Annotated in this window: 12 protein-coding genes; 9 read left to right on the top strand and 3 right to left on the bottom strand. The window is 58.1% G+C overall.

The genetic code is table 11. The annotated features are described in order from the left end of the window. Positions 1–2: 2 nt before the first annotated feature. The 3 genes from recF to dnaA are packed head-to-tail and all read right to left on the bottom strand — an operon-like array spanning position 3 to position 3,793. Entirely contained in the window at positions 3–1,106 is a 1,104-nt protein-coding gene (recF, locus tag ACLEJQ_RS10290) for a DNA replication/repair protein RecF (RefSeq protein WP_440794590.1), read from the bottom strand. Between the two features lie 20 nt (positions 1,107–1,126). Beyond that, entirely contained in the window at positions 1,127–2,230 is a 1,104-nt protein-coding gene (gene dnaN, locus ACLEJQ_RS10295) for a DNA polymerase III subunit beta (RefSeq protein WP_030132563.1), read from the bottom strand. Between the two features lie 39 nt (positions 2,231–2,269). Further along, positions 2,270–3,793: a chromosomal replication initiator protein DnaA gene (gene dnaA, locus ACLEJQ_RS10300; protein ID WP_440794593.1), complete on the bottom strand. Its 1,524-nt coding sequence runs from the start codon at positions 3,791–3,793 to the stop codon at positions 2,270–2,272. Between the two features lie 564 nt (positions 3,794–4,357). Here dnaA and rpmH point away from each other — a divergent pair. The 9 genes from rpmH to ACLEJQ_RS10345 all read left to right on the top strand — a co-directional run bounded on the left by rpmH (position 4,358) and on the right by ACLEJQ_RS10345 (position 13,063). Next, positions 4,358–4,492, top strand: a complete 135-nt coding sequence (gene rpmH, locus ACLEJQ_RS10305) for a 50S ribosomal protein L34 (RefSeq protein WP_003213577.1) — start codon at positions 4,358–4,360, stop codon at positions 4,490–4,492. Positions 4,493–4,508: 16 nt separating this feature from the next. Next, positions 4,509–4,916, top strand: coding sequence for a ribonuclease P protein component (gene rnpA, locus ACLEJQ_RS10310; RefSeq protein ID WP_440794788.1), 408 nt, complete (start codon positions 4,509–4,511; stop codon positions 4,914–4,916). Then, positions 4,909–5,154 (top strand): membrane protein insertion efficiency factor YidD, encoded by a 246-nt coding sequence (yidD, locus tag ACLEJQ_RS10315; RefSeq protein ID WP_010465488.1) that lies wholly within the window; start codon positions 4,909–4,911, stop codon positions 5,152–5,154. Before rnpA ends, yidD begins: the two co-directional genes overlap by 8 nt. Positions 5,155–5,156: 2 nt before the next feature. Beyond that, positions 5,157–6,839 carry a membrane protein insertase YidC gene (gene yidC / locus ACLEJQ_RS10320; RefSeq protein ID WP_440794594.1) on the top strand — a complete coding sequence of 561 codons (1,683 nt, stop codon included), beginning with the start codon at positions 5,157–5,159 and terminating at the stop codon, positions 6,837–6,839. Positions 6,840–6,918: 79 nt separating this feature from the next. Beyond that, the gene (mnmE, locus tag ACLEJQ_RS10325) at positions 6,919–8,289 is read left to right on the top strand and encodes a tRNA uridine-5-carboxymethylaminomethyl(34) synthesis GTPase MnmE (RefSeq protein ID WP_440794596.1); all 1,371 of its coding nucleotides are present in this window, start codon (positions 6,919–6,921) and stop codon (positions 8,287–8,289) included. A 542-nt stretch (positions 8,290–8,831) separates the two neighbouring features. After that, complete coding sequence (mnmG, locus tag ACLEJQ_RS10330) at positions 8,832–10,724, top strand: tRNA uridine-5-carboxymethylaminomethyl(34) synthesis enzyme MnmG (RefSeq protein WP_440794598.1); 1,893 nt, start codon at positions 8,832–8,834, stop codon at positions 10,722–10,724. 5 nt (positions 10,725–10,729) lie between these two features. Then, a complete protein-coding gene (rsmG, locus tag ACLEJQ_RS10335; RefSeq protein WP_440794790.1) occupies positions 10,730–11,365 on the top strand; it encodes a 16S rRNA (guanine(527)-N(7))-methyltransferase RsmG in 636 nt (211 codons plus the stop codon). Between the two features lie 18 nt (positions 11,366–11,383). Further along, positions 11,384–12,181, top strand: coding sequence for a ParA family protein (locus ACLEJQ_RS10340; protein WP_245145415.1), 798 nt, complete (start codon positions 11,384–11,386; stop codon positions 12,179–12,181). 9 nt (positions 12,182–12,190) lie between these two features. Next, on the top strand, positions 12,191–13,063 hold the full coding sequence (locus ACLEJQ_RS10345; RefSeq protein ID WP_440794600.1) for a ParB/RepB/Spo0J family partition protein: 873 nt from the start codon (positions 12,191–12,193) through the stop codon (positions 13,061–13,063). Positions 13,064–13,120: the final 57 nt, after the last annotated feature.

Below are 13,120 nucleotides of genomic sequence, written 5' to 3' on the forward strand. Positions count from 1 at the left end.
CTTCACTCCCGATGGTCGTGGGTCTGGGTGATACGGCCCTGTTCCACGTGGAACAGAGCGACCGGCGTTTCCATTTGCCAGCCTTCCCTCAGTAATTCGTGATCTACACAGGTGATAAAAACCTGGCAGCGTAAGTCTTCCAGCAAGCGGCACAATGCGCGGCGGTGGGCTTCGTCCAGCTCGGACGGCAAGTCATCCACCAGATAAATACACTGACCGCGACGGGCCTGGCTGACCAAGTGCCCCTGGGCGATACGCAGGGCGCACACTACCAACTTCTGCTGCCCCCGGGACAAGATGTCCGCGGCATTGTTTGCGCCCAATCTGAGGCGCAAGTCAGCGCGTTGTGGTCCGGCCTGGGTGTGGCCCATCTGCTGGTCCCGCTGCAGCGAGCCAGCCAACACGGTGCTCAGTTCCCGATCCTTGTCCCAGCCTCGGTAGTAGCTGAGCGTCAGACCTTCAAGCTCAACCAGCTCGCTCAAGGTCTGCTCGAAGACCGGTTTCAAGGCTTTGATATAAGCGCGGCGGTATTCATCGATTTCAGCGCTGGCCTGGCACAGCTCCCTGTCCCAAACCGCTTGCGAAACGGCGTCAAGTGTACCATGCCGCAGCCAAGAGTTTCGCTGGCGCAGCGCCTTCTGCAAGCGCTGCCAGGTGCTCATGAAACGCGGTTCCACGTGGAACACGCCCCAGTCGAGAAATTGTCGACGAATCTTCGGCGCGCCTTCCAACAGGCGGAAGCTGTCCGGGTTGATCAACTGCAGCGGCAGGATTTCCGCCAGTTGCGCGGCGCTGCGCGCATTCTGCCCGTCGATGCGGATCTGGAACTCGCCCTGCCGGTCACGGGATATCCCCAACGCACTATGACCGCCTTCCGCCAGTTCCACCTGCCCAAACACCGTACACGCCAATTGATCGTACTGGATCACTGGTAACAAGCGGGTGCTGCGAAACGAACGGGCAAGCCCGAGCAGGTGCACGGCTTCCAGGACGCTGGTTTTTCCGCTGCCGTTGGCGCCGTAAAGAATATTGATGCGAGGGGAGGGGGAGAAGGTCACCGGGTGCAGATTGCGCACCGCGGTGACCGAGACGCGACTTAGAGACATCTAGCTTCTGCTGGGCATGATTACAGACGCATCGGCATGACAACGTAAGCCGAATCGTCGTTATCGGACTCCTGCACCAGCGCACTGCTGTTGGAGTCAGACAGGATCAGACGCACTTGCTCCGTGGTCATTACGCCCAGCACATCAAGCAAATAGCTGACGTTGAAGCCGATCTCCAGAGAGCCGCCGTTGTATTCAACGCCCACTTCTTCTTCCGCTTCTTCCTGCTCCGGGTTGTTCGCTTGGATCTTCAGTTGACCATTGGCCAGTTGCAAACGAATACCGCGATACTTCTCGTTGGACAGGATCGCGGTACGACTGAAAGCTTCGCGCAGGGCTTGGCGATCGCCCAATACCAGCTTGTCGCCACCTTTGGGCAGCACGCGTTCGTAATCCGGGAATTTGCCGTCCACCAGTTTCGACGTGAACGTGAATTCACCGGTGGTGGCCCGGATATGGTGCTGGCCCAGCACGATGCTGACGTTGCCGTCCGGCTCGGTCAGCAGGCGCGCCAGTTCTAGAATACCTTTGCGCGGCACGATCACCTGATGGCGATCTGGCTGACCGATATCGGCCTGCATCGAGCACATCGCCAGGCGGTGTCCGTCGGTAGCAACTGCGCGGATAACGCCAGCGGATACTTCCAGGAGCATCCCATTGAGGTAATAGCGCACGTCCTGCTGGGCCATGGCGAAGCTGGTGCGTTCAATCAGACGACGCAACTTGCTTTGTTCCAGGCTGCAGGTCAGCGAGCCCGGGCCTTCTTCCACGGTCGGGAAGTCATTGGCCGGCAGGGTCGACAAGGTGAAACGGCTGCGGCCGGCCTTGACCACGAGCTTCTGCTCATCGACCTTGATGTCGATCAGCGCGTCGTTGGGCAGGCTTTTGCAGATGTCCATCAGCTTACGCGCAGGCACGGTTATGGAACCCGGATCGGCAGGTTCTTCAAGCTGCACGCGACCGACCAGCTCGACTTCCAGGTCGGTACCGGTCAGCGACAGTTGCTGGCCTTCGACAACCAGCAGCACGTTGGAAAGTACCGGCAAGGTCTGGCGGCGTTCGACGACGCCTGCGACCAGTTGCAGGGGTTTCAACAGGGCTTCGCGTTGAATGGTGAAATGCATGGTCTAGTCCCTTGCCTTAATAAGCTGCGCTGGTGGTCATCAAGTGGTCAGTGTACGCAGCAGGTTCTTGTAGTCCTCGCGGATGTCCGCGTCGGATTCCTTAAGTTCGTTGATCTTGCGGCAGGCGTGCAGCACGGTGGTATGGTCGCGGCCGCCGAACACATCGCCGATTTCCGGCAGGCTGTGGTTGGTCAGTTCCTTGGACAATGCCATGGCCACCTGGCGCGGACGGGCTACCGAGCGCGAACGGCGCTTGGATAACAGGTCGGAAATCTTGATCTTGTAGTACTCGGCAACAGTTCGCTGGATGTTATCCACAGACACCAGCTTGTCCTGGAGGGCCAGAAGATCTTTCAGCGACTCACGAATCAGCTCGATGGTGATGTCGCGCCCCATGAAGTGGGAGTGGGCAATCACCCGCTTGAGGGCACCTTCGAGCTCACGCACGTTGGAGCGGATCCGCTGAGCGATGAAAAACGCAGCGTCGTGGGGAAGCTCGACCTTGGCCTGGTCGGCCTTCTTCATCAGGATCGCGACCCGGGTTTCCAGCTCCGGTGGCTCGACGGCCACCGTCAAGCCCCAACCGAAACGCGACTTGAGGCGTTCTTCGAGGCCCTCGATTTCCTTGGGGTAACGGTCGCTGGTGAGAATGACCTGCTGCCCACCTTCAAGCAAGGCGTTGAAGGTGTGGAAAAACTCTTCTTGGGAGCGCTCCTTGCGAGCGAAGAACTGAATATCGTCGATCAGCAGGGCGTCTACCGAACGGTAGAAGCGCTTGAATTCATTGATCGCGTTCAGTTGCAACGCCTTGACCATGTCGGCTACGAAGCGCTCGGAATGCAGGTACACGACCTTGGCATTCGGGTTCTTCTTTAATAGATGGTTGCCCACGGCATGCATCAAGTGGGTCTTACCCAAGCCCACGCCGCCATAAAGGAAGAGCGGGTTATAGCCGTGCTTGGGATTGTCCGCGACCTGCCAGGCGGCCGCTCGGGCCAGTTGGTTGGATTTACCTTCGACGAAGTTCTCGAAAGTGAAGGTCCGGTTCAGGTAGCTGGTGTGCTTGAGTGCGCCTTCGACCTGGACGGTGCGCTGTTCGGCCCGTACCGGTGCCTGCTGGCTGCTGGCGCCGGCCATGGGGTCGAAGCTATCCCGAGATGGCTCTTCGCTGACCTCTTCTACCTTTTGTGCGTTGCGCTTGTTCGGCGCAGGCGTCGAGGCAGGCGCGGCATGGTTATTGACAGGTGCCGCAGCCGCCTGAGCCTGGGAGGCCGCCGCCGCCAGCGGCGCATTGGGGGCGGCTCGCGGTGCAGAGCTGCGCTTGCTGCCTATCAATAAGGACAACGCAGGCGCCATGCCATTGCCGTGCTCGTCGAGGAGCTCCATGACCCGGCCCAGGTACTTTTCGTTGACCCAATCGAGAACGAAACGATTCGGTGCATAGACACGCAACTCGTCGCCTTCGGCTTCGACCTGTAGTGGACGGATCCAAGTGTTGAATTGTTGGGCAGGCAGCTCATCGCGCAAAAGATCTACGCACTGCTGCCAAAGTTCCACTGACACGGATATCCCCTAAGTTGAAAGCCGGTGAGGCAAAAACAAGCGGCCATTGTAGCGATCAGTCGGTCACTTATCCACACGCAGGTTGCTGTTCGCCCAGTATTTATCAATGTCTTACGGACAAGAAAGGCGACCGGCGGTCAGTGGATAAGCTCTGTGGATAACCAAGCTTGAGGTCTTTGTACAAGTCCGGGTCAAACCCGGTGGATAACCCGCCTGTGGATAACTGATCTTTCAGCTCACAGCTTATCCGAGGGCGCAGCACAGGCTTGTCACTGCTTTCCCCTGTAGTTGTCATTCTCTGTACAGCTTGAATCCAAAGGTCTGCAGGGGGTTATCCACAGACGGCAGGCCACCTAGCTTTTATAAGCTTTACAGAAAAGCTTTAAATAATTCCCTTCTTTATTTCTATATCTGGCTCCGATGAGGAAGCCGTCCTGAGGCCGGATATCTATTTAAAGGAAACGTTGGTTGGAAATTGACCTAGAGGCTTGCTTTCTCTAGAATCCCCGGTCTCTTAAAACGGGGGCCATTCCGGCCCGTTGTGGACGAACCAGGTAACACGACATGAAACGTACTTTCCAACCAAGCACTATCAAACGCGCTCGTACCCACGGTTTCCGTGCTCGCATGGCTACCAAGAACGGTCGTGCCGTCCTGTCGCGTCGTCGCGCCAAAGGTCGTGCGCGTCTGGCAGTTTGATAATCCGGCACTGGAGGTGAGTCAGGACTTCAGTCGGGAAAAGCGTCTGCTTACTCCCCGGCATTTCAAGGCAGTCTTTGACTCCCCTACCGGCAAGGTTCCGGGGAAAAATCTCCTGCTCCTTGCGCGCAACAATGATCTCGATTACCCCCGACTTGGGTTGGTTATCGGGAAAAAGAGCGTCAAGCTCTCCGTTCAGCGCAATCGCCTCAAACGTCTGATGCGCGAATCGTTTCGCCTGAACCAGCAAGCCCTGGTCGGGTGGGACATCGTTATCGTCGCGCGCAAAGGTTTGGGTGACGTAGAAAACCCCGAATTGATTCAGCATTTCGGCAAGCTCTGGAAGCGTCTGGCACGTAACAAGCCGGTATCCGCTCCAGCTGCCAGCACCGAAACTGTAGGGGTAGACAGTCCCGATGCGTAAACTGGCACTCGTTCCGATCCAGTTTTATCGCTACGCCATTAGTCCTTTGATGGCCAGCCACTGTCGTTTCTACCCCAGTTGTTCCTGCTACGCGTATGAAGCCATAGAAAATCATGGTCTCCTGCGCGGTGGCTGGCTGACCTTTCGTCGTTTAGGTCGCTGTCATCCGTGGAACCCCGGCGGTTATGACCCGGTTCCGCCTATCCCTACCTCCCGTTCTTCTTCGATGGCCGAGTAATCATGGATATCAAACGCACGATCCTGATCGTCGCCCTGGCAATCGTGTCCTATGTCATGGTCCTTAAATGGAACCAGGACTATGGCCAGGCTGCCCTGCCGACTCAGAATGTTGCAGCCAGCAATACAGCACCGAGCCTGCCGGATGTACCTGCCGGCAACGCCGCTGCCAGCAACGACGACATTCCGCGCGCCGCAAGCGAAACCAGCGCTCCCGCCGAAGCCCCCGCGGCTGCAAGCAAAGACCTTATCCAGGTCAAGACGGATGTGCTCGAACTGGCAATCGATCCACAAGGTGGTGACGTTGCGCAGTTGAAGCTACCGCTGTACCCGCGTCGCCAGGATCATCCGGAAATCCCGTTCCAGTTGTTCGACAACGGGAACGAGCGGACCTATCTGGCCCAAAGCGGCCTGATCGGCACCAATGGCCCGGACTCCAACCCGGCTGGACGCCCGGTTTACTCTGCCGAGAAGAAGACCTATCAACTGGCTGACGGCCAGGATCAATTGGTCGTCGACCTGAAGTTCAGCAAGGACGGCGTCAACTACATCAAGCGTTTCACTTTGAAACGTGGCCTGTATGACGTGACGGTCTCCTACCTGATCGACAACCAGAGCGCCCAGCCTTGGTCGGGCGCGATGTTTGCGCAACTCAAGCGCGACGCCAGTGATGATCCGTCGTCCAGCACCGCCACCGGTACCGCGACCTACCTGGGCGCCGCCCTGTGGACAAGTTCGGAGCCGTACAAGAAAGTGTCCATGAAAGACATGGACAAGGGGCAGCTCAAGGAAACCGTCCAAGGCGGTTGGGTTGCCTGGTTGCAGCATTATTTTGTAACTGCCTGGATTCCGCAGAAGGGCGACAGCAACATCGTCCAGACGCGTAAAGACAGCAAAGGCAATTTCATCATCGGTTATACCGGTCCGACATTGACCGCTGCACCCGGTGGAAAAGTCGAAACCAGCGCGATCCTGTACGCCGGTCCGAAGAGCCAGGCCGTGCTGAAAGAGTTGTCCCCAGGTCTGGAACTGACTGTGGACTACGGTTTCCTGTGGTTCATTGCCCAACCGATCTTCTGGTTGCTGCAACATATCCACAGCATCGTCGGTAACTGGGGCTGGTCGATCATCTTCCTGACCATGCTGATCAAGGGCTTGTTCTTCCCATTGTCGGCTGCCAGCTACAAGTCCATGGCCCGCATGCGCGCAGTGGCACCGAAGCTGGCCGCCCTGAAAGAACAGCATGGCGATGACCGGCAGAAAATGTCCCAGGCCATGATGGAGCTGTACAAGAAAGAAAAGATCAACCCGCTGGGTGGATGCTTGCCGATTCTGGTACAGATGCCGGTGTTCCTGTCGCTGTACTGGGTTCTGCTGGAAAGCGTGGAGATGCGCCAGGCACCGTTCATGCTGTGGATTACCGACCTGTCGATCAAGGATCCGTTCTTCATACTGCCGATCATCATGGGCGCGACCATGTTTATCCAGCAGCAATTGAACCCGACCCCTCCGGACCCGATGCAGGCGAAGGTCATGAAAATGATGCCAATCATCTTCACCTTCTTCTTCCTGTGGTTCCCGGCCGGTCTTGTGCTGTACTGGGTTGTGAACAACGTGTTGTCCATCACTCAGCAGTGGTACATCACGCGTAAGATCGAAGCGGCGACGAAAAAAGCCGAGGCGTAACTTGCTCTGTGGATAACCACACAAAACGCCCCCTAGTGGGGCGTTTTGCTATCTGTCACTTTTGTCTGGATATCGGTTTATGAGCACACCGCGTGAAACCATCGCTGCCGTTGCCACCGCCCAAGGTCGCGGTGGTGTCGGCATCGTCCGTATTTCCGGGCCGTTGGCCAGTGTCGCGGCCAAGGCTATCAGCGGTCGTGAACTCAAGCCGCGATACGCGCATTACGGCCCGTTTTTCAGCGACGACCAGCAAGTTCTGGATGAAGGTCTGGCCTTGTATTTCCCGGGCCCGAATTCATTCACCGGCGAAGACGTGCTGGAGTTGCAAGGACACGGCGGCCCCATCGTGCTGGACATGTTGCTCAAACGTTGCCTTGAACTGGGTTGCCGCTTGGCCCGGCCGGGGGAATTCAGCGAACGGGCCTTTCTCAATGACAAGCTCGACCTGGCCCAGGCCGAGGCGATTGCCGATCTGATCGAAGCCAGTTCCGCCCAAGCCGCTCGCAACGCATTGCGCTCCTTGCAGGGGGCTTTTTCCCAGCGTGTGCATAACCTCACCGAACAATTGATCGCCCTGCGGATCTATGTCGAGGCCGCGATCGATTTCCCGGAAGAAGAAATCGACTTTCTCGCCGACGGCCACGTTCTGAGCATGCTTGATAAAGTCCGCGAACAGTTATCCACAGTACTGCGTGAAGCAGGACAAGGGGCCTTGCTGCGCGATGGAATGACCGTGGTCATCGCTGGACGACCGAATGCCGGCAAATCCAGCCTGCTGAATGCCTTGGCCGGCCGCGAAGCGGCGATCGTCACTGAGATTGCTGGCACCACTCGGGACATCCTCCGTGAACATATCCACATCGATGGTATGCCCCTGCACGTAGTGGATACTGCCGGTTTGCGCGATACCGATGACCAGGTGGAAAAAATCGGCGTCGAACGGGCACTCAAGGCCATCGGTGAAGCTGATCGGGTTTTGCTGGTGGTGGATGCCACTGCGCCTGAAGCAGATGATCCCTTTGCCTTGTGGCCCGAATTCCTTGAGGTCCGCCCCGATCCTGCGAAAGTCACCCTGATTCGCAACAAGGCCGACCTGACCGGGGAAGCGATTGCCCTCGAAGTCAGTGATGACGGTCACGTGACCATCAGCCTGAGCGCGAAATCGGCGGGTGAAGGGCTGGAATTGCTGCGTGAACACCTCAAGGCCTGCATGGGCTACGAACAAACTTCGGAAAGCAGCTTCAGTGCCCGCCGCCGGCACCTTGAGGCGCTGCGCGATGCCAGTGCCGCCTTGGAACACGGTCGTGCGCAGCTGACGTTGGCGGGAGCTGGAGAGCTGCTGGCCGAAGATTTGCGCCAGGCGCAGCATTCCTTAGGGGAAATCACTGGGGCGTTTAGCTCGGACGACCTGCTGGGGCGGATATTTTCCAGCTTCTGCATCGGTAAATAACCCCATCCACCCAGCCGGGGGAGCACTCGAAAGCGCATCGAGTCAGTGCGAACCCGGCCCACCCTCTTTTTCGCTGATTGCCCAACATGGCGGTTGGCCTGTGGACGATGATTTCTTGAGGGTAAGCCCTGTGAATAACTGCCGCTGAGGTCGGTTGATAAACGGCCTTCAAAACTGAAGATAATTGCCTCTGTGGATAACAGCGTCATTCATCCACAGGCTTACACCGGTTATCCAAGCCCCTCATTGCCAGATGACCACAGGCTTTTGGATCGCTGTACATATTGAAATAAAAGGCCTGCAAAGCTTTATCCACAGATTGGTCGCGGCCTAAGAATAAACATAAAAACAAAGGTTTTATAAATTTCTTTCTTTTTTATTTTTTTTACCCCCAGTTCTCCACAGCTGGTTAAATTTTGTGCAAAGGGTTCTTTAGAAAGGGCGAAGTCCCTATACTTGCCGACCTGGCTCCAAAAACGCCCCAAGGCCAGAGCCAAACCTATTTTCCGAATTACCTGAATTAAGCAGGCACGAGGTGCGTGGTGGATTTCCCTTCCCGTTTTGAAGTGATCGTCATCGGCGGCGGTCATGCCGGTACCGAGGCAGCACTTGCATCAGCGCGCATGGGGGCCAAGACCCTATTGCTGACGCATAACGTGGAAACCCTCGGCGCCATGAGCTGCAACCCCGCCATTGGTGGGATCGGCAAGAGCCATCTGGTCAAGGAAATCGATGCCCTGGGTGGCGCGATGGCCATGGCCACCGATAAGGGTGGTATCCAGTTCCGCGTATTGAACAGCCGCAAAGGCCCTGCCGTGCGCGCTACTCGCGCCCAGGCCGACCGGGTCTTGTACAAGGCTGCTGTGCGCGAAATCCTGGAAAACCAGCCGAACCTGTGGATATTTCAACAAGCGGCCGATGATCTGATCGTCGAGCAAGACCAGGTACGCGGCGTCGTTACCCAGATGGGCCTGCGTTTCTTCGCAGATTCCGTGGTATTGACCACCGGGACCTTCCTCGGCGGACTTATCCACATCGGCATGCAGAACTATTCCGGTGGCCGCGCCGGTGATCCGCCCTCGATCGCACTGGCCCAGCGCCTGCGAGAGTTGCCGCTGCGTGTCGGTCGCCTGAAAACCGGTACGCCACCGCGCATCGACGGCCGGTCTGTGGATTTCTCGGTGATGACCGAGCAACCCGGCGATACGCCGATCCCGGTCATGTCGTTCCTGGGATCGAAAGAGCAACACCCGCAACAGGTAAGCTGCTGGATCACCCACACCAATGCCCGCACCCACGAGATCATTGCGGCCAACCTTGATCGTTCGCCGATGTATTCCGGCGTGATCGAAGGGGTCGGCCCACGCTATTGCCCGTCGATCGAAGACAAGATCCATCGGTTTGCCGACAAGGAAAGCCATCAGGTCTTCATCGAACCGGAAGGCCTGACCACCCACGAGCTGTACCCGAACGGGATTTCCACCTCCCTGCCGTTCGATGTGCAATTGCAGATCGTGCAATCGATCCGCGGTATGGAGAATGCCCACATCGTTCGCCCGGGCTACGCCATCGAATACGATTATTTCGACCCGCGTGACCTGAAATACAGCCTCGAGACCAAGGTCATCGGTGGTCTGTTCTTCGCCGGACAGATCAACGGCACCACGGGGTATGAAGAGGCCGGCGCCCAAGGTCTGCTGGCCGGTGCCAACGCCGCGCTGCGTGCTCAAGGCAAGGACAGCTGGTGCCCGCGGCGCGATGAAGCCTACATCGGTGTGCTTGTGGATGACTTGATCACCCTGGGTACCCAGGAACCGTATCGGATGTTCACTTCCCGTGCGGAATATCGCCTGATCCTGCGTGAAGACAACGCCGATCTGCGCCTGACCGAGAAAGGTCGCGAACTGGGGCTGGTGGACGATGTGCGTTGGGCCGCCTTCTGCAAGAAACGTGAAGGCATCGAGCTGGAAGAGCAGCGCCTGAAAAGCACCTGGGTTCGTCCCGGTACCGAGCAGGGCGATGCAATCGCCGCAAGATTCGGTACGCCTCTGACCCACGAATACAACCTGCTCAATCTGTTGAGCCGCCCGGAAATCGATTACGCCGGATTGGTGGATGTCACCGGGCAGGGCGCAGAAGATCCGCAGGTGGCAGAACAGGTCGAGATCAAGACCAAGTACGCCGGTTACATCGACCGCCAACAGGACGAGATCGCCCGGCTGCGCGCCAGTGAAGATACGAAGCTGCCTGTGGATATCGATTACACGGGTATCTCCGGTTTGTCGAAGGAGATCCAGAGCAAACTCGGTGCTACCCGACCGGAGACTCTGGGCCAGGCTTCGCGCATCCCGGGCGTGACCCCGGCGGCGATTTCCCTGTTGATGATTCATTTGAAAAAACGCGGCGCCGGCCGCCAGCTGGAGCAAAGCGCTTGAGTTCGATGGTCACCTCGCAACACGCTGAAGAGTTATCCACAGGAGCTCGTCAACTTGGCGTCAGCCTGAGCGAAGCCCAGCATGCGCAATTGCTGGGTTATCTGGCGCTGTTGATCAAATGGAACAAGGCCTACAACCTGACCGCCGTGCGCGATCCGGATGAAATGGTCTCGCGGCATTTGCTCGACAGCCTCAGTGTGATGTCTTTCATCGAGAACGGTCGCTGGCTGGATGTGGGCAGTGGCGGCGGGATGCCGGGCATTCCTCTGGCGATCCTGTTTCCCGAGTCGCAAGTGACATGCCTGGACAGCAACGGCAAGAAAACCCGTTTCCTGACTCAGGTCAAACTCGAGCTGCAGTTGGATAACCTGCAAGTTATCCACAGTCGCGTCGAAGCGTTCCAGCCGACGCAACCGTTCACCGGGATTATTTCCCGTGCGTTCAGCAGCATGGAAAATTTCAGCAACTGGACTCGCCACCTGGGTGACGCCGATACGCGCTGGCTGGCAATGAAGGGCGTTCATCCGGCCGATGAGCTGGTAGCATTGCCGGCAGACTTCCACCTCGATAGCGAACACGCCTTGGCCGTACCCGGTTGCCAAGGCCAACGCCATCTGCTGATACTGCGCCGCACGGCATGATTGGGAACACAAGCAAGAATGGCTAAGGTATTCGCGATAGCGAACCAGAAAGGCGGCGTGGGCAAGACCACCACCTGCATCAACCTCGCAGCATCCCTGGTCGCGACCAAGCGTCGGGTGCTGCTGATCGACCTCGATCCACAGGGCAACGCCACCATGGGTAGCGGTGTGGATAAACATGGCCTGGAAAACTCCATCTACGACGTACTGATCGGTGAATGCGATCTGGGTCAGGCCATGCATTTTTCCGAACACGGCGGTTATCAGCTGCTGCCGGCCAACCGTGACTTGACGGCGGCCGAAGTGGTGCTGCTGGAAATGCAGATGAAGGAAAGCCGCTTGCGCAGCGCCCTGGCGCCGATCCGGGAAAACTACGACTACATCCTGATTGACTGTCCGCCGTCATTGTCGATGCTCACCCTCAATGCCCTGGTGGCCGCCGATGGGGTGATTATCCCCATGCAGTGCGAGTACTTTGCATTGGAAGGTTTGAGCGACCTTGTGGATAACATCAAGCGCATCGCCGAACTGCTGAATCCGGACCTGAAGGTCGAAGGCCTGCTGCGGACCATGTACGACCCGCGCCTGAGCCTGATGAACGACGTCTCGGCCCAGCTCAAGGAACACTTCGGCGAGCAGCTCTACGACACGGTCATCCCGCGTAACATCCGCCTGGCCGAAGCGCCGAGCTACGGCATGCCTGCCCTGGCCTACGATAAACAATCGCGTGGTGCACTGGCCTATCTGGCCCTGGCGGGCGAGATGGTTCGCCGCCAGCGCCGCAATCCACGCATCGCTGCAGCCCAGCCAACTTAAGGAAACCTGATGGCCGTCAAGAAACGAGGTCTCGGACGTGGACTGGATGCACTGCTCAGTGGTCCGACCGTCAGCTCCCTGGAAGAGCAGGCGGTGCAGGCCGATGAGCGTGAGCTGCAGCACTTGCCGCTGGACCTGATCCAGCGTGGCAAATACCAACCGCGCCGCGACATGGATCCGCAGGCGCTGGAAGAACTGGCCCAGTCGATCAAGACCCAGGGCGTCATGCAGCCGATCGTGGTGCGTCCCATCGGCAGCGGACGTTTCGAGATCATTGCCGGCGAACGCCGCTGGCGCGCCAGCCAGCAGGCCGGTCAGGAAACCATCCCGGCGATGGTGCGTGATGTGCCGGATGAAACCGCCATTGCCATGGCGCTGATCGAGAATATCCAGCGCGAAGATCTCAACCCGATCGAAGAGGCGGTGGCCCTGCAGCGTTTGCAGCAGGAGTTCCAGCTGACCCAGCAACAGGTGGCCGAGGCGGTGGGCAAATCCCGCGTGACCGTCGCTAACCTCTTGCGGTTGATCGCGCTGCCGGAAGTCATCAAGACCATGCTGTCCCACGGTGACCTGGAAATGGGGCACGCCCGTGCGCTGCTCGGTTTGCCGGAAAATCAACAGGTTGAAGGGGCGCGACATGTTGTCGCACGCGGTCTGACCGTGCGCCAGACTGAGGCATTGGTTCGTCAGTGGCTCGGTGGGAAACCGGCCCCTGTCGAAGCCCCCAAACCTGATCCGGATATCGCTCGCCTGGAACAGCGTTTGGCCGAGCGCCTGGGCTCTGCGGTGCAGATTCGTCACGGCAAGAAGGGCAAGGGGCAACTGGTGATCGGTTATAACTCCCTTGATGAGCTGCAAGGTGTCCTTGCACACATTCGCTGAAACAATTGCGCTTGTAGCGCCCAGTCGGAAATCACTACCTGACAGTTGAATAGGGGC

Origin of the sequence: Pseudomonas sp. SMV71, from assembly GCF_052042015.1 — a bacterium.
GTDB lineage: Bacteria > Pseudomonadota > Gammaproteobacteria > Pseudomonadales > Pseudomonadaceae > Aquipseudomonas.

Bases quoted from the DNA above. Each gene is read 5' to 3' on its own strand.
- recF (WP_440794590.1), bottom strand. From the start codon at position 1,106: ATGTCTCTAAGTCGCGTCTCGGTCACCGCGGTGCGCAATCTGCACCCG.
- dnaN (WP_030132563.1), bottom strand. From the start codon at position 2,230: ATGCATTTCACCATTCAACGCGAAGCCCTGTTGAAACCCCTGCAACTG.
- rpmH (WP_003213577.1), top strand. From the start codon at position 4,358: ATGAAACGTACTTTCCAACCAAGCACTATCAAACGCGCTCGTACCCAC.
- yidD (WP_010465488.1), top strand. From the start codon at position 4,909: ATGCGTAAACTGGCACTCGTTCCGATCCAGTTTTATCGCTACGCCATT.
- yidC (WP_440794594.1), top strand. From the start codon at position 5,157: ATGGATATCAAACGCACGATCCTGATCGTCGCCCTGGCAATCGTGTCC.
- mnmE (WP_440794596.1), top strand. From the start codon at position 6,919: ATGAGCACACCGCGTGAAACCATCGCTGCCGTTGCCACCGCCCAAGGT.
- rsmG (WP_440794790.1), top strand. From the start codon at position 10,730: ATGGTCACCTCGCAACACGCTGAAGAGTTATCCACAGGAGCTCGTCAA.
- ACLEJQ_RS10340 (WP_245145415.1), top strand. From the start codon at position 11,384: ATGGCTAAGGTATTCGCGATAGCGAACCAGAAAGGCGGCGTGGGCAAG.
- ACLEJQ_RS10345 (WP_440794600.1), top strand. From the start codon at position 12,191: ATGGCCGTCAAGAAACGAGGTCTCGGACGTGGACTGGATGCACTGCTC.